Genomic DNA, 21,528 nt, shown 5'->3' with positions numbered 1-21,528 from the left:
GGCCATCATGAACGCGAGCGATTTTTACGCGCTGCTCCGGGGGCGGGGGATGCCGGTCGTCGTCGACGACGCGGAGGCTGCCGCCGTGGTGTCGGAGCTGGGCTTCCGGACCGTGCCGTTCGAGGCCTTCGATTTCGATTCGCCGTCGGAGGATCCTGCGCTGGTGATCGTCGCGCAGATGGGGAACGTCGACGCGCTCCACGGGCTCTGGGAGAGGTCGGGCACGCCGCTGATGCACCTCGCGCTGGCCAAGTTCGACGGCGGGCTCTCCAGGCTGCGCGCGGGGCTCGCGCGGGTCCTCGCGGTGGACACCGACGCGGCGCTGAAGCGTCGGGCCGAGGCCTACGAGCAGCTTTTCTCGTCCGCATCGGTCGAGATCGCGTCGGGCGAGGGGGTCCTCCGATGTCACATCGGCGACGAGGTCGAGGTCGGCAACTGCGGCGACACCCTGGAGCAGGGGTTCCTCTACTCGGTCGCCGAGTTCCTCGAGGCGTCGGTGGTCAACCTGGAGGGCGAGCGTTCGACGTTCTGGGTGGAGGGCGAGCTTCCCTTCGATGGCTTCATCCATCTCTCGAACAGCGCGGCGCTGAAGGAGCGCTGGGGCGGGATGCTGGACGAGTTCATGCGGCGCTCCCGGGAGGGTGCAAACCTCGTCCGCTTCGCGGACAACGTCATCGATCGCCTGGTCGTCGGCGGCGTGGACGTCACGAGTGCGCTCGCAGGGCTGTCCCAGGGCGAGGAGCGTGGGATGGCCGCGACCGAGTTCGGGCTTGGCTGCGCCGACGCGGAGGCTGCCGAGCCCTTCGGGGTGAACTCGCTGCTGCACAAGAGCGCGGGGGGCGCGTACATCGGGATCGGAAAGGGCCTCCGGATCCCTCACATCGATTTCATCGCGCGAGGTGCCACGATCCGCTTCATCCCCGCAGCCGAAGGGTGATCGCGGCCGCGCGGCTCGCGTACACGATGGGGTGAGGGGCAGGACAGGAGTGGAGCTTTGGCGGAGCACCAGCCGGGATCGCTGAGCGATAACGTCGCGTCGCTCTGGAGCCTCGTTCGCTCGGGGCCTGGCGAGGGCAGACGGCAGGTGGCGATCGACCTCGCCATCGCAGCCATCTCCGACGTGATCGTCCTCTACAGCATCAACGAGGTGATCCGTGTGTACAGGGACGGGGGGTTCCCCACGCGCGAGATGTTCCTCTTCGGGGTCGCCGCGAGCGCGTCGATCATCTCCTTCGCGCGCGTCCTCCGGGTGGTGTCGCAGAGCTACAACCGCGTCCTCTCCCGGATGACGCTCCAGATCCTCGACAAGACGAGGCACGTCGATCTCGCTCAGTTCGAGGCCCTCGGCGGCGCGTCGATCCTGGCGCGGCTGACGACGGACGTCGACCGCGTCCTGGGGGCAGGCGCGCTGCTCATGGGGGTGCTGAAATCGGCGGGGCTCGTGATCCTGGCGTTCCTCTACTTCATGATGCGCTCGGTGGAGGCAGCGGTCTTCGGGTTCGGCGCCCTCGCGCTCCTGACCGCCATGACGGTGCACAAGGGCGCAACGCTGCGGAAGGGTTTCCAGCGCGCCGAGGTGGTGAAGGCAGAGCTTCTGGCGATCGGCGCAGGCCTCGTGCGGGGAATCAAGCAGGTCAAGGTCCACCGAGGACGGCGGGAGGCGATCCTCGCGGACGTTCGTGAGCACGCGACGAAGCTGTCCAGCGAGCAGGCGGAGACCTTCCGGCGCTATTACGCGGAAGATGCCCTGGGCTTCGCCTTCTTCTTCTCGCTCCAGGCGTTCATCGTGATCGGGTTTCCGATCCTCTTCTCGACGGACGCGACGACGACCGGCGAGCTGGTGATGACGGTCTGGTACATCTCGGGAGCGATGGGGATGGTCTTCAAGAACCAGCCCGAGCTCGCCGCCGCCTCCGCTGCGCTCGCCCGCGTCAGGGCGCTCGAGAGCCAGCTCGATGCCTCGGGCGCCACGCCGGCCACCGCAGCCACAGCGGCCACGGCGGCCGAACCCGCGATCGACGACCATCTCGTCGAGGGGTTCACGTCACTCGGAGTTCATGGGCTGACCTACCGCTATCGCACGCCAGGGGAGGTCGGCGCGCCGCGGCGGGGCTTCCAGGTGGGACCGCTGGAGGCGACGATCCCCCGAGGCGACATCGTCTTCGTGACGGGCAACAACGGGAGCGGCAAATCGACGTTCCTGAAGCTCTTGACCGGCCTTTACGCGCCCGATGCCGGGACGCTCTCCTGCGACGGTCACACGCTGCCGCGCGTGGCGCCCGAGGCGTACCGCAATCTCTTCGGCGTGATCCTGAGTGACTTCGTCGTCTTCGAGCGGCTCTACGGGATGGAGGACGTGGATCCGGCCCGCGTCACGGCGCTCCTCGAGGAGATGGAGATCGCGCACAAGGTGTCGTTCGCGGCGGGGAGGTTCTCGACGGTCGAGCTGTCCACGGGCCAGCGCAAGCGGCTGGCCATGGTGGTCGCGCTCCTCCAGGATCGGCCCATCCTGGTCCTCGACGAGTGGGCGGCCGATCAGGATCCCGCGTTCCGCGCCACCTTCTACCGCAAGCTGCTTCCAGCGCTGAAGCGCAAGGGGAAGACGGTGATCGCCGTGACGCACGATGAACAGTATTTCTCGGTCGCCGACCGGCGCCTCGCTTTCCGCGACGGGAAGCTCGTGAGCGAGGCATGATCCCGGCGCTCCGCATCCTCGACCGGAAGGAACGGCGCCAGGCCGTCCGGTTCGCCGTCTGCCTCACCGCCTCCAGCGTGCTGATGACGGGCGTCTTGACCCTGGTGGCGCAGGCCCTCGGGGCGACACCCGGGTCGGAGAGTCACCGCACCCTGGTGATCACGTTCGTCATCGCCATCGTCGCGATCTACACGCTGCTGCGGGTCGGGGCCGGGGGGCTCATGGCGCAGCTCCAGCACGCCCTCGCATCCCTGCGGGTCCGCGTGACCCGCCAGATCGTGTCCGCTGAGCTGCGCGCGGTCGAGGAGGCGGGGGAGGCGTCGGCGGCGCACACGCAGCAGGTCGAGCAGGTGAGCATCTTCTTCGGGCAGGGTGTCGCCTTCCTGCAGATGGCGACGATGCTCGTCCCGGGCTTGCTCTACGTGATGCTCACGTCGCTCTCCAGCGCGGTCGCGGTGGCCGTCACCGGCGTCCTGACGCTGCCGATGCTCGCGGCGGAGTTCGCGAAGAGCCGCGCGGCCACCCGGCAGATGTCGAACGACCGGGCGTCGTTCAATGCGCTCCTCGGGCAGATGCTGGAGGGCTTCAAGCAGATCAAGCTCGACGAACGGACCGGAAACGCCGTCCTCGCGGACCTCAAGGAGCGCAGCCAGCGTGTGACGGAAGGCCGGCTGCGCCTCGACGCGGCGATGGGCCGCGAGGTCCTGGGCAGCTCGGGGTTCATCCACCTGGTCACGGCGCTGATTCTCTTCGTGATCCCGTCGAACAGCACACCGGATCCTGCCTCGCTCTTCTCGGTCGCCCTCATGCTCTACATGATGGTGGGTCCGGTCATCTTCTTCGCGAGTCAGACGCACGTCTTGACGAGCGCGAACCTCGCCTACGAGCGTCTGGTCGAGCTTGGCGGGAAGCTGCGCCCCGACCCTGCCCTGGAGGCCGAACGCACCGAGGCCGAAGGCATGGGCGCTGAAGGCACAGGGGCCGAGGACGCAGAGGCCGAACACGCAGAGGCCATCCGCGCAGCGGCTGCCCGCGCAGCGGCCGAGCAGGTGGACGCCACGCCGATGGCGTTCGAGCGAATCACCCTCCATGGCGTCTCGTTCACCTACGGCAAGGCGAAGGAGCCTTCGTTCACGGTGGGGCCGATCGATCTGGAGCTCCGGCGAGGAGAGATCGTCTTCATCACGGGAGGAAATGGCAGCGGGAAGACCACGCTCATGAAGACGCTCTGCGGGCTGTACCCTCCTGGAACGGGGAGCATCCAGGTGGACGAAAGGCGCATCGGCGCGCACGATCTGGAGCGTTACCGCGCGCTGTTCACCGCGATCTTCAGCGACCAGCACCTCTTCCCGAAGCCCTATGGCATCCGGGCAGAGCCGGACCGGGTGAGGGCCTTGCTCAAGCGGTTCGGGCTCGAACACGTGACGCGGTTCGAGGACGGGCGGTTCACGAAGCTCGCGCTGTCGAGCGGTCAGGCCAAGCGCCTCTCCATGGTGATTGCGTTGCTCGAAGATCGTCCGATTTTCCTGCTCGACGAGTGGGCAGCGCATCAAGATCCCGAGCTGCGCAGGTACTACTACACCGAGCTGTTGCCGGAACTCCGGGCGCAGGGAAAGTCGATCCTGGCCGTCAGCCACGACGATCAGTTCTTCGGCGTGGCCGATCGGCAGATTGCGCTCGAGAATGGTCAGATCCGCGCGGTCGCCGACGGCGAGGGTCTCCCTGCGGGCGCCGACACGCCGTCCGGGTGAGGGACGACGTCCAGGGGGAGATGGGCGCGTCCAGGCACACCGTCAGTCCAGTGGCACGCTGCATTCAGGCGCACGATCGCTGGTTCACCGGCCGACGTCGTGGGCCTTCTCGACGCACACGAGGGGATTCGGCGCCGCGCTGAAGGGAGCCCGCTTCGACGAGTCATACACCGTGACCTGGGCAAAGCCAGCCTCACGGGCGCATGCGGCGAAGGCGTGGGCGTCGGTCATGCTCAGCAAGTGATTCTCGTAGAGCAACTCGTTCAGCGACTTGCAGGCATAGACATACTCCGCGTGCATTGATGGCTCCTCGGTGGGCGCCGGGCGGAACCGGAAGAGCATCACGACGTCGTCCGGTTCACCGTTCGGCCCTGGGATGCGGCTCTCCAGGGTTCGCTTTGGCGCGTGGGCCGCGTGGGCGATCTGGATGATGCCTCGTCCGCCGGGGCGTAGTGCGCGGTGAATGCGCTTCAGGACGTCCAGGAGGCCAGCACGGCCGGCGCTGTAATGAATCGTCCAGCAGAGCGAGACGACGAGGTCGTAGGCGCCCTCCTCATCGATCTCTTCCATGCGCCGCAGGGTGACCGCCTCCTGGCCGACGCGCGCCTGAGCGAGCTCGACCATCTTTGGAGATGCGTCGATGCCCGTGGCAAGGATGCCAGCGTTGCGGGCCTTCTCGAGGAGCGCCCCCGTCCCGCAGCCGACGTCGAGCAGCCGACAGGGCGTCCCCAGCGACCTCGCCTCCTCGAGCACGAAGGCGTGGTCGTGCTGGAAGTTCTCGGGAGGGGTGTGGAGATCGTAGCTGTGCGCTAGCTCGTTGAAGAGGTGGTACATGGGCCGGATTCATAGGCCAGGCCAGTCGTCGGAGTCATTCGCATTCCAGGGGATGGTGCAGGTGGCGCGGAAGGCCTCTGCCGCGGGCGGACCACGCAGGTCCGGTCGCAGGAGCGAACCGTCTCCGAGGTGATTCACTTCGAGGGACTTCTCCGTCGTTGCCGCTCAGCCCACGGCGGCTTCGAGGAGGGCGAGCAGCTCGCGGGTGACGGCGTCGAGCGGCTCGATGCTCTGACGGGCACGGCACATGGCCACGGTGCCTTCGGTCGCGGCGACGATGAGGGTCGCCAGGGTCGAGGCGCGCGCGGGGTCGACGCCGTGCTGCGTGAGGGACGCGACGAGCAACGACTCCCAGTCCCGGAAGACCTCGTCGGCAGCGATCAGCGCGGGCGACGAGGCCTCGCCCGGCGGCGGCTCCTCGATGGTCACGGCGAGGACCGGGCAGCCCGCGCGGAAGTCGTTGCTCACCACGACCTCGCGCCACAGGGTCAGGAAGGCGCGGGCGCCCTCGACGGGACCGGCCTCCAGGGCGCGCTCCAGCAGGCGGTGGATGCTCCGGCCCGAGAACCGCACGGCTTCCTCGGCGAGCTGCTGCTTGCCGCCGGGGAAGTAGTGGTAGGTCGACCCGAGGGGGGCGCCGGTGTGGACGGCGAGGTCGCGGACGCTCATGGCGTTCACGCCGCGGCGCCGCATCATGTCGGCCGCTCCGTGCACCATGCGGTCGCGCACCTTGGAACTCATCGGGGCACCTGCTGGAGCGGGATATAGCATTCCAGGGGGCGCGGGGTGCGCCGAGGACGCGGTCCAGGCGCGCGGCTGGCCTGGTGGAAGGGGTATCTCCCGTCGAGCCTCCTGGGCATGGGGGAGGATCTGCCGCTGGGTGTGTATCGGGAATGGAAGCGGTGGTGCCAGCACCGGCATTACTTTTTCGACGAGCCCGCCATGTCCTATCTCGCCGAGCGCTTCGCCGAGGTCCGGACGCCGATCGTGGCGGCAAACGCGCTCGATGATCTGTGGGCGCAGCCGCGCTCCCGGGACGCCTTCATGAAAGCCTACCGCAATGCCGAGGTGGAATGCGTGGACATCGATCCGCACGCAGGGCTCGGGGAGCTCGGGCACATGGGGTACTTCCGCCCGAAGGCACAGCCGCTCTGGGAGAACGTGCTGGCATGGTTCGCGCGGCATTCATCGGGCTGAGGTCTGGAAGGCGCTGCTGCTGTGACGGCTGCTCTTGCCGCACTCGGAGGACCACTCGGGATGCTCGGGGGCATTGCTCTCCTCGGCGTCCTCGCTCTCATCTCGAAGGCCATTGCGGACTACGGTTTCGAAAAGCTCTTCATCGGCACGGTGGATCGTCTGCGCGAGAAGGGAACATCCCTCGACGAGATCCGCCGCAAGATTCAGGGATATCCAATCTCTCGGGAGCTGAAGCTGAAGATCCTCGACCACCTCAATGGGCTGGAGGGCCCGGAGGATCAGGCGACTCCGGTCTGAGCCCCCGTCGAAAGAGCAGTGCCGTCTGCTGCACCGCCGCTTCGGCGGACGGCACACGCATCCTCGCGTCCCCGGTCAACCATTCCTGTCAGAATGGGCAACCGGGGATCACGTGGAACAACCTGTCGGGAGGATGCTCGCGCGGGCCTTCCAGATGCGATGTGCGGCGATCCGCTGCGGTCAGCCACCGGTCGAGCAGCGACAGTAGAGACACCCTGGGTGGGTGGTTCCCGTTCCGCAGTAGCCTGCCCAGCCGGTGTTGCTGCACGTGCAGGCCTGATGCGGCGTGAAGCACCGGTCGAGGTAGCACTGGAATCGTCCCCTGCCCTCCTCGGAGCCCACGTCTCCTTGGTCCGAAGTGGCAGGAGTCTCGATGGCGTCCTTGGCCTCGCCCATCGAGTCGTCGACGGCTGCCTCGTCCGTGCTCGGTGTCTGCAACGCTTCTGCGGCGGTCGGCTCGCCGACGGTGGCATCATCCGTGGGGGTGATGCATCCGATGCCGAGGATGCCACCTCCGACGAGCGAGAGCATGGCTGCACCAGAGATCATCCATCGATTCTTCATGGCGTAGATTCCTCGTGGTTGGTCGCGACAATCCGGTATCCCCGTCGGGGGATGACGTCGCTGTCGCCGGCACTCTTGGACCGCTCCCAGGGGCCGACAAGTGTACCCAAGGCGTTCCGAGAGCCTTTGCGTGAACATCGCGCGGCACCCCTTCGGCCGTCGGCTCGATGAGTTCCGTGGTTCCGAGTTTGCACCAATCGCCGCTGACGGGAGATGGGACCGCGATCTGGACACGCGGCAACCTCGATACCGCGGCCAGAATCCGGACTCGAACGAATGTCTCTCGAATCGCGTCGATCACACGTCCGTCGAAGGAGAGCAACGAACGAGACCAGACCGAGCCGGTCAGAGAGGCACGAGCCCATGAGGGTGCAGGGGGGAAAGCGCGCGAATGCACGCTGGGGCCCGGGCGCCGAAGTGCCGCCTCGGCATGGTCCACGTCGACTGGTTCTACTTCAGAAGTCCGAAGCACTGCGAAGACGGCACCACGATCTGCAGCGCGGTGGTCGAGAACGGGAAGCCACGCAATCCGCACGCATGCGTCGAGATCAAGAAATGATGAGGCGACGGCCGGAGGGTCAGGATCGACGTCGCGCTCAGGCGCTCTCGAAGTCGGCCGTGTCTCCAGGGCGAAGAAGCTCCAGGCGAGTGCGGTTCACGATCTTCAAGGCGGCGCGGTTCTCGGGGCTCGCGCGCAGGGTGAGGGTCGTGCCGTGGGTGGTCACCTCGAAGTGGTCGCGGTGGTACTGGAAGGCGAAGCGCACGCAGCCGAGCTGTTCGGGGATGGCGGGGTCGAGGCGGATGCCTCGGGTCTGAGGGCGGATGCCGAGGTAATGGCGCTGCACGATGTCGGTGGTGCCGGCGAAGGCGCCGAGGTGGAGGCCTTCGCAGGCGCTCTTGCTGTGCGCGCGGTCGAGGTCGTTGCGAAGGGCTTGCTGGAAGTAGTCCCAGGAGGCCGCCGGATCGATGCGGGCGAGGGCACCGGCACAAGCGACCTTCGAGAGGCTGGACTCGTGGGAAAGGCGCGCGAGGTAGTAGGCGAGGGTGCGGCGGCCCTGGTCGTCGGTCAGCTCGTAACCGAGGCGGTTCACGAGGTCGGTCAGCTCGCCGCACGGAAGCAGGTAGAAGAGCATGATGACGTCGGCCTGCTTGGTGACCTGGTAGGCGTCGGCAGTGTCGCCCATGGCTTCCAGCACCCAGTCGACGCGGCCTTCGGGGTGGCGCTCGGCGAAGGCGCGGGGGTCGAGAGGCTTCAGGCGCTCGAAGCCTTCGAACTGGCTGAGGAGGCCGTCGCCGTGCTCGGGGTCGCGGTGGAAGACGAGGCGCATGCGGCGGCTGATGCGGTCCCAGCGCGCGAGCTCGTCGTCGCCGAGGCGGAGGATGTCGCGCAGCTCTTTGCCACGGGCGACAGGGAGGTGGTCGAAGACCTCCAGGGCGCGGCACAGGGTCCAGACGGCCATGAGGTTGGTGTAGGCGTTGTTGTCGAAGCCAGGGGACGCGGCGCCTGGGTAGGCGTTGTGGTACTCGTCGGGGCCGATGACGCCGCGGATTTCGTAGCGGCCGGTGGTGGCGTCGAGGTGGGCAATGCTCGCCCAGAAGCGGGCGATCTCGATGAGCAGCTCGGCGCCGTGGTCGGCGAGGAAGTCGGTGTCGCCGGTGGCGTTGAAGTAGTTCCAGAGGTTGTAGGCGATGGCCGCGCCGATGTGACGCTGGAGGCGGGTAGGGTCGTTCATCCAGCGGCCGGAGAGCAGGTTGAGCTGGAAACGCGGGGTCTCCTCGCGGCCCGTGCTGGCGCTGCGCCAGGGGAACATGGCGCCGTCGTAGCCGTGCTGGCGCGCAGAGAGGCGGGCCTCGTCGAGCCGGCGGGTGCGGTAGTGCAGGAAGGCACGGGAGAGCTCGGGGAAGCGGAGGTCGAGGTAGGGGAAGAGGAACAGTTCGTCCCAGAAAATGTGGCCGTGGTAGGCCTCTTGCCAGCCGCGGGCGGGGAAGCCGACGTCGAACTGGGGGGTGTGGGGCGAGGCGGTCTGGAGCAGGTGGAAGGTGTGGAAGCGGGTGGCGCGGGCGTGGTCCGGGCGCTCGAGGGTGATGCAGGCGCGGGCCCAGAGGCGGGCCCAGGTGGCGACGTGGGCGGCGCGCAGGGCGTCGAAGTCGGGGGCGCCGCGGGCCGCGAGGAGGGCAGCCTCGGTGGGCTCGGAGATGGCAGGGTCGCGGGAGGTGAAGAGGGCGACGATCTTCTCGATGCGGACGGGGTGCTCGGGGGCGACGTCGCACTGCAGGTGCTCGGCGATGGAGGTGTCGTCCTGATGGAGGTCGCGAGCGGCAGCGCCGCACCAAGGTGAAGGGGGGAAAGCACGGGTCCGGGAGGCGAGGGCGATGTGGATGTGCGACTGCCGGGTGCGAGCTCCGAGGACGAGGATGTCGGGGTTGCGGGCCTCGCGGGTGATCACGTCGAGGTGGCGGTTGTCGTAGCGCTTGAAGCGCTGGACGTTGGTGTTCTCGACGTCGCCTTCGAGGGCAGAGCGGATCTCGAGGGTGCCCTGCCAGTCCAGGGGGGTGAGTTCGATCTGGAGGGCGGCGAGGTGGTGCTGGGCCATGCTCACGAGGCGCTGCTCGCGGAGGCGGGTCGAGCGTCCAGCAAGGTCGCGGAAGGTGATGTCGCGGGTGACGAGGCCAGCCTCCATGTCGAGGGTGTGGCGGTAAACGAGGATCTCGACGTGGTGCAGGGAAAACCAGGCGCGCTCGCCCTTCACTCGGAAGGTGAGCGGGAGCCAGCTGGGGAGGTTGACGAGGGACTCGAGCTGCACGGGCTCGCCCTCGACTTCGCTGGCGAGGCGGTCGTAGCAGCCGGCGCGGTAGGTGCCGGGGTAGTGGTGGGTGGAGGCGCGCTCTTCGGGGGCAGCGGCGCGGGTGAGGAGGATGCCGTTGCCGAGGGAGAAGAGGGACTCGCGGCGGCGCTCGTCGTCGGGGTCGAAGTGGTCGAAGGCGAGGCAGGTGGGGCCGGCGCCGTCGATGGGGCAGAGGTCGTCGAAGAAGAGGGCGTCGTGGATGACGGGAGCGGAGGAGGCGGAAGGGCCGGTGGGAGAGTGAGGCGCGGGCTCGATGCCGTTCGAGGCTGGAGACGGGTCGCCGGGAGGGGCGGCATCGGGGGAGGAGGCGGGGTCGCGGAGGGCCGTGGCGTCGCGCGTCGACGCCACGTCGCGCGAGGAGGAAGAGGCTGGGGTGTCATGCTGGCCGGACGGCATGGGCTTTCTCGATGAGCTGAGGGCCGAGCCATCGGGTGCGCCGGTGATGGCGTCGACGGTGTCACGGATGGCGTCCTCGTCCCAGGCGTCGTTGGCGTTGGTGGCGAGGAGGATGCTCTTCTTGCCATCCGAGGAGACGGCGATCATGGAGACGGCGGTGGGGCAACCACGCGCCGTGGTGACGTGACGGAGGTCGACCTCGGTGGCGCACAAGGGAGCGAGCGCTTGTTCGCAGAGGTCGTCGTCGCCGACGCGGCCGAGAAGGCAGGCGGGGACGCCGAGGCGGCGGGCGAGGAAGGCGACGTTGGCAGTCTTGCCGCCTCCGGGGCGGGAGAAGTCACTGGCGATCAGCGTCCGTCCGGATTCCAGGGGTTCGTCGACACGTACCTGGAAATCCGCATTGATGCTGCCGAGGGAGAGGATGAAGGGCCCGTCCACGTTTCGCCTCCCGGGCCCGGAAAGAGCGCGTGCCGAGCCGCGCGAGGGTTCGATGAAGGGAACAGGGTCGGGGTTTCGCGGGTGGTGCGGTGGCGTCGTGCCTTCGCGCGTCGTGGCGACGTGGGTGATGCGCGGGTGATGAACCACCGCGCAGCGGGTCGATCCAGCGGGTCGGGGCTACGAGTCCAGGTGGACGAGCCGCTCGTAGAGCCCGTTCAGCTCGGCGCGAGGATCTTCCAGCAGGACGGTCCTGGGTGCCGACAGGATGAGGTGGTTGCCTTCTTTCCTGGCGAAACGCAGGAGGTCGTCGGCGCTCCGCCAGGCAGGGCCCTCCTGCCGCAGGCGGCCTTCCAGGGCTCTCTTGGCAAGGGTCAGGCGGGCGTCATCGAAGCCATCGCGACCGAAGCGACGCTGCGGGACGCGGTTGTCGTCGCTCAGCCGGACGCCGAAGAAGCCACGCTCGGGCAGAGACAGGACCACACCGACGTTCGCGCACTCGCCACGGTCCAGGTCAGGGCAGAACTGGAGAAGGCTGAAGAAGCCGCGGGTGAGGCGCATCGCGGTGCTCTGCCCATCCGAGAGGCCATCCTGAGCGGTGGGTTCGGCTCGTGCTGTGGATGATGAGGATGCGGGCTGCGCCGCGAGGGGAGGTCGGAGGAGAAGATGGCCTTGCTCGGCGAGCATCGCGTGGACGTTCTCGGCCAGGAAGTGGGCACGTTCGGCAAGGAAGGTGGCGACGGCCTCGACGAGGTCCGGCGTCGGGCGCCATGCCGTCGGGACGGTGGAGAGCAGGCGCCGCGCGAGCTGGCGGTCGAAGGCGCGGAGGCGGGCGGCGAAGGGGGCGAGGTGCTGGGGGGCGAGGTAGGGGGCGAACTCGGGGAAGTGGCCGTAGAGGCGGGCGTCGCGGGCGCGGTCGCGGTGGGCGAGGGTCGTCGTCAGGGGCCTGCTGCACGCGAAGGCGTGGGTGTGGTCCATGGCGAGGAGACGGTGCTTGCCCGGAGCTGCACGCTCGGCGCTGAGGAAGACGTTGCGGAGGTTCTTGCGGGTCTGTGCGCCCTCGGGGCGGTACCGGTCGGAGTTCAGGAGCCAGGTGTCGAGGACGACGAGGCCCGAGACGATGTCGGGGTTCTCGATGGCTGCGAGTTCGTCGGAGGTGCCGCCCCAGGTGGTGCCGTGTTCGAGGCGGGCGAGGAGCGCTGGGCCAGGGCACGAGGTGGAGCCGTCGGCATAGGTGACGAGGGCGGGCTCGGTGACCTCGACGACGGCGAGGTCGAAGGTGGGAAGGCCGAGCCACGCCGCCGCATGGGTACCGAGCCAGTCGCAAAAGAGAGCCAGGGGGCCTTCGGGATTGCCGAGAAGCTTGGCGTATGCGGGCCCTTGGTCGGTCTGTACGCGGGCAGCACCGGTGCTGCTGGCGAGGGGGTCGCTCACCCAGCGGATCGTGGTGGGGGACCAGGAAGCCATCGAGAGCACGCTACGCAGCGCGCTCGGGAGGCGGCAACCGCTCAGACGTGGGTGATGCTGTTGCCGAGTTCGAGGAACCTGGTCTTCGGGAAGGCTTTGACGCAGGACTCGAGCTGCCAGTCGCCTTTGAAGAGGACGACGGGGTTGTCGCGGATGTCGAGGGCGCCGTAGCCGTAGAGCTGGTTCTCCAGCTCGGCGAGGGGAAGGGTGTCGCCTTCGACCCAGCGGGCGAAGCTGAAGGAGAGGCGCTCGACGCGAACGTCGACGCCGTACTCGGCGGCGAGGCGAGCTTTCACGACGTCGAACTGGAGCTCGCCGACGGTGCCGACGATGGCCTCGCCTTCGCGGCCCTCCGGGGGTCGGAAGAGCTGGATGGATCCTTCCTGGCCGAGCTGTTCGAGGCCCTTCTTGAGCTGCTTGCGCTTCATGGGGTCGAGGATGGCCATGCGAGCGAAGTGCTCCGGTGGGAACTGGGGAAGCGGCTCATAGGCGACGGGGGAGCCAGTGCAGATGGTGTCGCCGATGAGGTAGAGGCCAGGGTCGAACATGCCGATGATGTCGCCGGCGTAGCCGTCGTCGACGACGGTGCGCTCCTGGGCCATGAACTGGACGGGGTTGGTGAGGCGTACCTCGCGGCCCGTGCGGACGTGGCGAACCTTCATGCCGCGCTCGTAGCGGCCAGAGCAGACGCGGAGGAAGGCGAGGCGGTCGCGGTGCTGGCGATCCATGTTCGCCTGGATCTTGAAGACGAAGGCGGTGAAGCGTTCGTCGGTGGGCTCGATGAGTCCCTTGTCGCTGTTGCGCGGGGCCGGAAGCGGCATGAGCTCGATGAAGGCGTCCAGGAACTGGGGGAGGCCGAAGTTCGTGAGGGCGCTGCCGAAGAACATGGGGGTGACCTCGCCGCGGGCGAGGCGGTCGCGGTCGAGGGCGTCGCCCGCCGCTTCGAGGAGCTCGACGTCGTCGCGGAGCTGCTTGACGGCCTCTTCGCCGAGGGCTTCGAGGAGGTGGGGGGCGTCGAGGGTGGTGGCCTCCATGGGGGCGATCTCGGCGCCGTGGGCGACGAGCTCGAAGAGGAAGACCTGCTTGAGTTCGCGGTGGTAGACGCCGCGGAACTTGCCGCTGGCGTGGATGGGCCAGGTGACGGGGTAGACGCCGATGCCGAGGACTTCTTCGACTTCGCCGATCAGCTCGAAGGGGTCGCGGCCAGGGCGATCCATCTTGTTGACGAAGGTGAAGATGGGCATCTGGCGGAGTTTGCAGACGCGGAAGAGCTTCTTGGTCTGCATCTCGACGCCTTTGGCGCTGTCGAGGAGCATGATGGCCGCGTCGGTGGCCATGAGGGCGCGGTAGGTGTCCTCGCTGAAGTCGGCGTGGCCAGGGCAGTCGACGAGGTTGAGCTGTCGGCCCTTGTACGGGAACTGGAGGACGCTGGAGACGATGGAGATGCCGCGCTCGCGCTCCATTTCCATCCAGTCGCTGACGGCGTGGGCGCGGGCTTTCTTGGCCTTGACGGCGCCGGCCATCTGAATGGCACCACCGTACAGGAGGAGTTTCTCGGTGAGGGTGGTCTTTCCAGCGTCGGGATGGGAGATGATCGCGAAGGTCTTGCGACGGGCGATCTCGCGGGCAAGGAGCGTTGAGTCGGACACGGCGCGCGCAGGATAGGCAGGGATGAGAGGCCGTCAACCCGGGGGCGCACAGAGGGAGCGTGCGACCGGGGCGCGCTGGGGCCCCTCCGAACTCGCGATCCGGGCTCGCCCTGCGGGCGATCCGTATCGCTCAGACAGCGGCCCTCCCCAGCGCGCCCCGGTCGCACGCTCCCTCTGTGCGCCTGGTGGGGGTGGAGAGGGGGCGGGGTCAGCGGGGTTTGAGGGTGATGGTAAGGGTGACGCCGGTGGGGTCGTCGCTGGGGGTGCCGACGGAGCGGCCTTTGAGGAGGGTGCGGACGCACTGGGCGGCTTCGTCGGAGATGGACTTTTTGGAGGCGATCTCGACGCTCTCGGCGCGGCCGGTGGTGCGGACGAGGAACTGGAGCTTGAGGGTGGCGGACTTGGCGGAGAGGCCGCCGTGGTCGGCGATGCAGGTGGCGATCTTGTCGGTGAGCTTGGCGAGCTTCTGGTCGATCTTGGGGACGTCGCCGGTCATGAAGGCGGCGGGTTCGAGTTCGACGTGGGGGGGAGGGCCGGGAGGGGTCGGGGCGGGGGTGGCGGGCTCAGGGCCGTGGTCGTGGGGAGGGGGGTCGGAGGGAGCCGATGCGGAGGGGGATGGGGCGGGGGTGCGTGCCAGGGACGAGGGGGAGGCGGAAGCTGACGGGGGAGGCACCGCAGGGGCTGAGGCGGTCGGTTCGGCGGAAGGCGCAGGAGAGGCCGGCGTGGGCTCGGGAGGGGTGGAGATCCAGCCGCTGGACGAGGTGCCAGAGGGGTCGTCGGCGGGGGTGGCCGGGTCTCGGGTGGCGGTGGAGCTGCAGGCGCTGGCCGTGAGGAGCGTGAGGGAAAGGGCGAGCGTGGTGCTGGTCAGCGGGCCTCGCTCGGATGCGTTCTTTGCCGTTCCGCGCGTGTGCATGATGGGCGGGGCATACCGTAGATCAGGGGGACGCGCAGGCGGAAAGCGCGGCCGGTGAGGCGGGTCTCTGGAAGAGTCGGGGTCGGGTAGGTGTTACGCGCGGGCGAGACGCACGGCGTTCGGCCGCGGCGCGGGTGAGCGCGCGCAGGGCACGACGCAGGGCGTGAGAAAGGGCTGGAAGGTCATGGCGGTTCGTTCGGAGAAGCTGAGCTACGAGGGGCCGGGAGGGTCGTTCGAAGGCGTGGTGGCGTGGGACCCTGCGCACGAGGGGCGACGGCCCGGGGTGCTGGTGGGGCACACGTGGATGGGCCAAGGGGAAATGGAAGCAGAGAGGGCCGCTGCGCTGGCGGAGCTGGGTTACGTGGGGTTCGCGGTCGATGTGTACGGGAAGGGGCGGAGGGCGACGACGCCGGAGGAAGCGGGGCGGTTGATGGGCGAGCTGAACCAGGATCGGCAGGCGCTGCAAGGGCGCATGGCGGCTGCCCTGGCGACGCTCCGGGGGCTCGCGGTGGTGGATGCGAAGCGCACGGCGGCAATGGGATACTGTTTGGGGGGGAAATGCGTGCTCGACCTGGCGCGCTCCGGGTCGGATGTGAACGGGGTGGTGAGCATTCACGGGGTGTTTGATGCGCCGCCGTTCCCGAACGCAGAGACGATCACGGCCAAGGTGCTGGTGTTGCACGGGTGGGACGACCCTCTGGCGACACCGGAGCAGACGGTGGCGCTGGCCAAGGAGCTGTCGGCATCGAAGGCGGACTGGCAGATTCACGCTTACGGAGGGGCGATGCACGCCTTCACGGCGCGTGGGTTGAACGAGCCAAGCAAGGGGCTGGCCTACCATGCGAATGCCGCACGGCGGTCGTGGCAGGCGACACTCAATTTCTTCGAGGAGCTGTTCGGCTGAGCAACGCGATCCCTCGTGGGACGCGGAGAGATCCGGCGCGACTTCCACGCGTGAGCGACGGCACAGGTCCATCCCCACAGACGCTCTCGAGACGCTGCGTGAGGCGGGGTCTACCAGTCCGTATGCCCTCGGGGGTGAATGGACGGAGGTCTAGCGGCCCGATACCCTTCCCTGAAGGCATGAGCCGTCGCTCACGTCACGAAGCCATCGTCGCTGGGCAGGGGGTTGGGATGGAGATCTGCGGCTGTGACGTTCTCGAACGGGTGCGAGAGGGGTCACGCACGACGACCTATCGAGCGAGACGTCGTTCGGATGGTCTCGCGGTCCTGCTCAAGGTGCTCCGGGAGCCCACCCCCTCACAAGCGCAGCTCGCGACGCTCCGACACGAAGAGACCATCCTCGGTGAGCTCGACATCGACGGGGTACTCAGGTGCCACGGGATCGTGGAAGAGGGGGGTCGAGCAGCGCTCTTGCTGGAGGATTTCACGGGGTCTCCGCTCGATGCACTGGGCGTGGCAGGGAGCCTGCCCATCGCGCGGGTCGTCACGCTGGCCATCGACGTGGTGGGAATTCTGGAGGCGATCCACCAGCGAGGCGTCGTCCACCGCGATCTGACGCCCGCAACCATCGCCATGCGGTCAGGTGATGAGACCATCAAGTTCATCGACTTCGGTCTCGCCTCGTTGTTACCGGAGCATGGCTCCACGTTCACGAGTCCAGGAGGACTCCAGGGGAGCCTCGCCTACATGGCTCCCGAGCAAACGGGCCGGATGAACCGGCCCATCGATTACCGAGCCGATTACTATTCCCTCGGCGTGACGCTCTTCGAGCTGCTCACGGGTCACCTTCCATTCACATCGGGCGACGGCATCGAGCTGGTTCATGCACACATCGCGCGCCAGCCTCCTTCTCCACGGCTGTCGACCCCGGAGGTGCCCGAAGTCCTCGCAGCCATCGTCCTCAAGCTGATGGCCAAGAGCGCCGAGGGTCGCTACCAGTCGGCGCAAGGTATCCGTGCCGACCTGGCCAGGTGCCTCGAGCAGCTCCAAAAAGACGGGGACATCGCGCCTTTCTCGATTGCACGCCGGGATCGCCCAACGACGTTCAAGCTGCCCCAGAAGCTGTACGGACGCGACGCCGATGTACAGACCTTGCTGACGGCGTTCGAGCACTCCCTCCGCGGCGTCGTGCTCATGCTCGTGTCAGGGCCCTCCGGGATTGGCAAGACGTCGCTCATCCGGGAGGTCTATCGGCCGATCACAGTACGGAGAGGGTATTTCATCGCGGGAAAGTTCGATCAGTACCGACACGAGGATCCCCACGCCGCGCTGAAGCAGGCGCTCCGCGAGCTGTCCGATCAGCTCCTCGCCGAGAGCGAAGAGCACGTCCTGGAGTTCCAGAAACGCGCCAGAGATACACTCGGATCGCACGCGCGCATTCTGACGGAGCTGTGCCCGAGCCTCGCGCGGTTGCTCGGAGAGCATCCCGAGATGCCCACGCTCTCGCACCCGGAGAACCTTTACCGGTTCAACCGGGCGGTCACGGGATTCCTCGCGTCGGTTGCCACGCCAGAGCATCCGCTGTGTGTGTTCTTCGATGATCTCCAGTGGGCCAACGCCGACGCATTGAAGCTGCTGGAGCACCTGAGCCGGGTGGAGCAAGACCTCGCGCTCCTGATCATCGGCGCCCATCGGGATGAAGAGATCCTGGACGCCCAGGCCCTCGCCCTGGCACTCCGCGCCATCGAGGCCCGCGGCGCACGCGTCGAGAGGGTATGCCTATCGCCCCTCGGGTTGCCCGAGCTGAAGGAGATGGTCGCCGATACGCTCTCGATTCCACGCGAGGCGGGCGAACCCCTCGCGGAGCTGTTGCTCTCCCGAACTGCCGGCAATCCCTTCTTCGTGCGAGAGTTCTTCACCTCTCTTCATGCCGACGGGGCCATCGAGGCACACGACGATGGCTATCGATGGAGCGTCGATCGCATGCGCGCGCATGGGGTCACGGACAACCTCGTCGACTTGATGACAGCGCGGCTGCGACAGCTTTGCCCAGAGACGCGGGAGCTGCTCCTGTTCGCGGCGTGTCTCGGCAGCGTGTTCGAGCTCGGCACCCTGGCGCTCGTGAGCGGTCGTTCCATCGACGAGGTGAGTCACACGTCGTGGCCTGCGGTGATCGAGGGGCTGATCTTCCTCGTGCCCCAGAGTGCGTCGGTGGCGCAGATGATCGAAGTGGGTCCGCTTCTGAAGGGGCGTTTCGCCCATGATCGGATCCAGCAAGCCACGCTCTCCATGGTGGGCGCGAAGGCCAGGGCGCGCCTGGCTCGGACGATAGGTCGACAGCTCGCGCAGGCCGAGGGGAGTGAGGGGCAATCCCATCGACTGCTCGATATCGTCGGCTTGCTCAATGAAGGGCGGATCGCCATCGACGATCGTCACGAGCTGCTCGATCTCGCTGCCCTCAACCTTCGGGCCGCCCGCAAAGCGCGCGACAACGCTGCCGCCCAGCAAGCGCTCTCCTATGGACGCGCGGGGATCCTCCTGATCGAGGAGGGTGACTGGAGCGACCACTACGAGCTGACCCGCGATCTCTACATGACCGCCCTGGAGGCAGCGATCGCTTGTGGTGACATCGAGGCCGCACGGGAATTGTCGGAGGTCGCTCGCCCTCGACTCCAGGGATTGCTCGATGAAGTAAGGCAGCTCTCCCTGGATGGGCAGGTGCTGTTCTCCCAACAGCGGGTCACCGAAGCGCTCCGGACCTACCTGGCGGCCCTCGCTCGGCTCGGTTGCGAGCTGCCACAGGACCCGACGCCGGAAGAGGTGGAGAGAGAGATCCAAAGAAACTTGAGGAGCTTGAAGGCACACTCCGTCGAGGAACTCGAGGGCCTGAGCGAGTGCCGCAATCCCGTGGATTGCACGGCGATGTTCCTCCTCAGCCAGATCATCAGTAGCTCGGGCACCGGAGGGGCGAGCGTTTACCCCATCGCCGTGTGCCAGCTCGTAGCCATGTCGCTTCGCTGCGGCGTCGGGCGACACACCTCCTTCGGTTACGCGCTCTTCGGATCCCTGTTGCTCGCTCGAAACGAGATCGACGAGGCCTGCCGGCTGGGCCACGTGGCCCTACGCATCGCCGATCGCTCTGCCAATTGCGAGTTTCGATCGCAGACCTATTACGTGGCCGGATACCACCTCGTCCATGTGGAAAGGCATCTGCGCGATCTCGCCGAGATGCTGTCGAACACCCACCGCTTCGCTCTGGAAGCGGGCAGTCTGTTTTTCTCTGCTGCGGCCGCGCAAGGGTTGTGCCTGGCGCGCTTTCTCTCCGGCGAAGACCTCTCGCCGCTGCTCGCCGACATGGAGGGATACGCTCGGCTGTGCGAGCGGCTTCAGCAGCCGATGGTCTGCGATTGGCTGCGTCTCTACATCCAGGTGAGCCTGAATTTGATCGGAAAAACGGGGGATCTGACGATGCTCCGAGGTCCCGCCTACGTGGAAGCGGAGCGGGTACCACACCAGCGGGCCACGGGTGACGCAGGGGGGATGTCTCATTATCACTTCTGCAAGATGCTTCTCCACTATCTCTTCGGGGAGCATGACCACGCCGCCGCGAGCGCCGACACGCTGGCCAGCTATCCTGTAGGCTCCGAGCATTCGCTGGCTGCGACCTTCATTGCCTTCATTCAGTCTCTTTCGTACCTGGCACTGTACGAGCGCGCCGAAAACGGGGACCGAGAGCGGAAGCTCGGATTCGTAGCCCAGAGCCTCGTCAAGATCGAGCAATGGTGCAAGCACCACCCACCCAACTATGAGCACAAACTGCTGCTGATCTCCGCCGAGCGCGCGCGTGTGCTGGGCGACCACGAGGCGGCCCGCGCTGCATTCACGCGAGGCACAGAGCTGGCTGACAGGAGCGGTTATCGGCACGAGGCAGCCATCGGGCATGAACTCGCCGGTCGGTTCTACATCCTCCGAGGGGAGCACAAGCTCGCACGAAAGCACCTGCGCGATGCGCATGAAGGGTTTCTGCGGTGGGGCGCCGTCACCAAGGCGAGGCAGCTCGAACGAGAGTACCCTGGCGTCGTCCCGCTCGTCGCGGCGGGGATGTCGTCCGGTTCCACGGCCACGGAGACGGGAGGCAGAGAGCTCGACTTCGATGTGCTCGATCTGGTCTCGGTGCTGAATGCGTCACAGGATCTCTCACGCGAGATCGAACTCGACCGTCTCCTCGCGCGCCTCATGCAAATCCTTCTCGAAACGAGCGGGGCCACGGTTGGCTATCTGCTCATGGAGCAAGGCAAAAAATGGGTCATCGAGGGAGAGAAAGCGGTGACGCAAGAGAATGCCATCGTGCTGAAATCCATCCCGGTGGCCGAACTCATGGCCCGAGGTCACCGTGGGCTCCCCGCATCCATCATTCATTACGTGGCGCGCTCACAGGAGAGCTTGGTGGTGGACGACGCCTCGGCGGACCCGCGGTTCAGTGGCGACCCATGCACCATCCGGAACGCGATCGGATCCGTTCTGTGTTTCCCGCTCGGTCGCCCCGGGGGGCGGCGTGGGCTCGTCTACCTCGAGAACAGCCTGCTCAAAGGGGCATTCACGCCCGCCCGCATCCGGATCCTGCAGATGCTCTCGACACAGGCGGTCATCTCCATCGAGAACGCCGCGCTCTACAACACGCTGGAGCAGCGGGTCGAGTCGCGAACGTCGGAGCTCCGGAAGAAGAATGAGGAGCTTGCAACTGCGTTGACTCACCTGCGCGAGACCCAGGATCGCATGTTCGTACAGGAACGTCTGGCGTCGCTCGGCTCGCTCGCTGCTGGAATCGCCCACGAGCTGCGTAACCCTCTCAACTTCGTGAACAACTTCGCAAGGTTCGCGGCTGCTCTCGTCGATGAAATCCATGATGGGCTTTTGCCGTCGGGCAGGGTCTCCAGTGCCGGTCGTTTCGCACGCCTCGACGAGGCGCTCGAAGATTTGAAGGTCAATGTGACAAAGATCGGTGAGCATGGCCGGCGAATGGACGGGATCATCCGTTCGATGCTCGACCATTCGAGGGACGATCGCGGTGCTCGTCAGTGGGTCGACCTCAACACCCTCGTGGAAACGTACGTCAACATCGGTTACCAGGGGTCACGCGCACGCACCTCGACAGGCGAGATCGCGATCGAAATGACCCTCGACCCCTCCATCGGCCTCGTGAGCATCGTGCCCCAGGAGGTGAGTCGCGTCATCATCAACCTCGTCGACAATGCTTGCTATGCCGTGACACAGAGAGCCGGCGAATGCCCGTTGGGCTTCGAGCCACGCATCGAAGTCATCACTCGGAATGAAGAAGACTGCTGCGAAATCCGGATTCGAGACAATGGTTCAGGGGTTCCTCGAGACATTCGCGCCCGGATCTTCGACCCCTTCTTCACGACCAAGCCCCCCGGAGAAGGGACCGGGCTCGGGCTGTCGATCTGCCACACCATCGTCACGGAAGGGAATGGTGGTCTGCTGCGCTGTGAGTCGGAAGAAGGGATTTTCGCTGAATTCATCGTCCGCCTCCCCAAATGAGGGAGAGACGAGGGTGAATCTC

Annotated in this window: 15 protein-coding genes; 8 read left to right on the top strand and 7 right to left on the bottom strand. The window is 67.0% G+C overall.

The window, feature by feature from the left end:
• Nucleotides 1-7: 7 nt before the first annotated feature.
• From CMC5_RS12560 to CMC5_RS12550, 3 genes are read left to right on the top strand one after another with little or no spacing between them, the layout of a single operon-like run.
• Nucleotides 8-937 carry a CgnE/CgnB domain-containing protein gene (locus CMC5_RS12560; protein WP_050430633.1) on the top strand — a complete coding sequence of 310 codons (930 nt, stop codon included), beginning with the start codon at nucleotides 8-10 and terminating at the stop codon, nucleotides 935-937.
• 57 nt (nucleotides 938-994) lie between these two features.
• Entirely contained in the window at nucleotides 995-2,695 is a 1,701-nt protein-coding gene (locus CMC5_RS12555) for a cyclic peptide export ABC transporter (RefSeq protein ID WP_050430632.1), read from the top strand.
• On the top strand, nucleotides 2,692-4,446 hold the full coding sequence (locus CMC5_RS12550; protein WP_050430631.1) for an ATP-binding cassette domain-containing protein: 1,755 nt from the start codon (nucleotides 2,692-2,694) through the stop codon (nucleotides 4,444-4,446). The genes CMC5_RS12555 and CMC5_RS12550 overlap by 4 nt, the downstream gene beginning before the upstream one ends.
• Before the next feature lie 84 nt (nucleotides 4,447-4,530).
• Here CMC5_RS12550 and CMC5_RS12545 read toward each other — a convergent pair whose 3' ends face one another.
• Both CMC5_RS12545 and CMC5_RS12540 read right to left on the bottom strand, forming a co-directional pair.
• Nucleotides 4,531-5,280: a class I SAM-dependent methyltransferase gene (locus CMC5_RS12545; RefSeq protein ID WP_050430630.1), complete on the bottom strand. Its 750-nt coding sequence runs from the start codon at nucleotides 5,278-5,280 to the stop codon at nucleotides 4,531-4,533.
• Nucleotides 5,281-5,445: 165 nt separating this feature from the next.
• The gene (locus CMC5_RS12540) at nucleotides 5,446-6,021 is read right to left on the bottom strand and encodes a TetR/AcrR family transcriptional regulator (protein WP_050430629.1); all 576 of its coding nucleotides are present in this window, start codon (nucleotides 6,019-6,021) and stop codon (nucleotides 5,446-5,448) included.
• 117 nt (nucleotides 6,022-6,138) lie between these two features.
• On the opposite strand from CMC5_RS12540, the gene CMC5_RS12535 reads away from it, so the two are divergent.
• Together CMC5_RS12535 and CMC5_RS12530 are read left to right on the top strand one after the other, a co-directional pair.
• Complete coding sequence (locus tag CMC5_RS12535) at nucleotides 6,139-6,477, top strand: hypothetical protein (RefSeq protein ID WP_050430628.1); 339 nt, start codon at nucleotides 6,139-6,141, stop codon at nucleotides 6,475-6,477.
• 60 nt (nucleotides 6,478-6,537) lie between these two features.
• Nucleotides 6,538-6,774, top strand: coding sequence for a hypothetical protein (locus tag CMC5_RS12530; protein ID WP_050430627.1), 237 nt, complete (start codon nucleotides 6,538-6,540; stop codon nucleotides 6,772-6,774).
• 180 nt (nucleotides 6,775-6,954) lie between these two features.
• Here CMC5_RS12530 and CMC5_RS12525 read toward each other — a convergent pair whose 3' ends face one another.
• Entirely contained in the window at nucleotides 6,955-7,338 is a 384-nt protein-coding gene (locus CMC5_RS12525) for a hypothetical protein (RefSeq protein WP_050430626.1), read from the bottom strand.
• Between the two features lie 391 nt (nucleotides 7,339-7,729).
• Between CMC5_RS12525 and CMC5_RS44385 the strand changes: the two genes are divergently transcribed.
• The gene (locus tag CMC5_RS44385; protein WP_156338521.1) at nucleotides 7,730-7,897 is read left to right on the top strand and encodes a hypothetical protein; all 168 of its coding nucleotides are present in this window, start codon (nucleotides 7,730-7,732) and stop codon (nucleotides 7,895-7,897) included.
• A 37-nt stretch (nucleotides 7,898-7,934) separates the two neighbouring features.
• Here CMC5_RS44385 and CMC5_RS12520 read toward each other — a convergent pair whose 3' ends face one another.
• The 4 genes from CMC5_RS12520 to CMC5_RS44380 form a co-directional block, all read right to left on the bottom strand.
• Nucleotides 7,935-11,018, bottom strand: a complete 3,084-nt coding sequence (locus tag CMC5_RS12520) for a PfkB family carbohydrate kinase (RefSeq protein WP_169796524.1) — start codon at nucleotides 11,016-11,018, stop codon at nucleotides 7,935-7,937.
• A gap of 177 nt (nucleotides 11,019-11,195) precedes the next feature.
• Nucleotides 11,196-12,482 carry a DUF3037 domain-containing protein gene (locus CMC5_RS12515; RefSeq protein WP_156338520.1) on the bottom strand — a complete coding sequence of 429 codons (1,287 nt, stop codon included), beginning with the start codon at nucleotides 12,480-12,482 and terminating at the stop codon, nucleotides 11,196-11,198.
• A 41-nt stretch (nucleotides 12,483-12,523) separates the two neighbouring features.
• Nucleotides 12,524-14,131 carry a peptide chain release factor 3 gene (locus CMC5_RS12510; RefSeq protein ID WP_050430624.1) on the bottom strand — a complete coding sequence of 536 codons (1,608 nt, stop codon included), beginning with the start codon at nucleotides 14,129-14,131 and terminating at the stop codon, nucleotides 12,524-12,526.
• A gap of 208 nt (nucleotides 14,132-14,339) precedes the next feature.
• Nucleotides 14,340-15,044, bottom strand: a complete 705-nt coding sequence (locus CMC5_RS44380; protein WP_156338519.1) for a hypothetical protein — start codon at nucleotides 15,042-15,044, stop codon at nucleotides 14,340-14,342.
• A 184-nt stretch (nucleotides 15,045-15,228) separates the two neighbouring features.
• On the opposite strand from CMC5_RS44380, the gene CMC5_RS12495 reads away from it, so the two are divergent.
• Together CMC5_RS12495 and CMC5_RS12490 are read left to right on the top strand one after the other, a co-directional pair.
• Complete coding sequence (locus CMC5_RS12495) at nucleotides 15,229-15,948, top strand: dienelactone hydrolase family protein (RefSeq protein ID WP_050430621.1); 720 nt, start codon at nucleotides 15,229-15,231, stop codon at nucleotides 15,946-15,948.
• A 230-nt stretch (nucleotides 15,949-16,178) separates the two neighbouring features.
• A complete protein-coding gene (locus CMC5_RS12490) occupies nucleotides 16,179-21,506 on the top strand; it encodes a trifunctional serine/threonine-protein kinase/ATP-binding protein/sensor histidine kinase (RefSeq protein WP_050430620.1) in 5,328 nt (1,775 codons plus the stop codon).
• The last annotated feature ends 22 nt before the right edge of the window (nucleotides 21,507-21,528 follow it).

This window comes from Chondromyces crocatus, from assembly GCF_001189295.1.
Lineage (GTDB): Bacteria > Myxococcota_A > Polyangia > Polyangiales > Polyangiaceae > Chondromyces > Chondromyces crocatus.
This window is presented reverse-complemented; position numbering and strand designations above follow the sequence as displayed.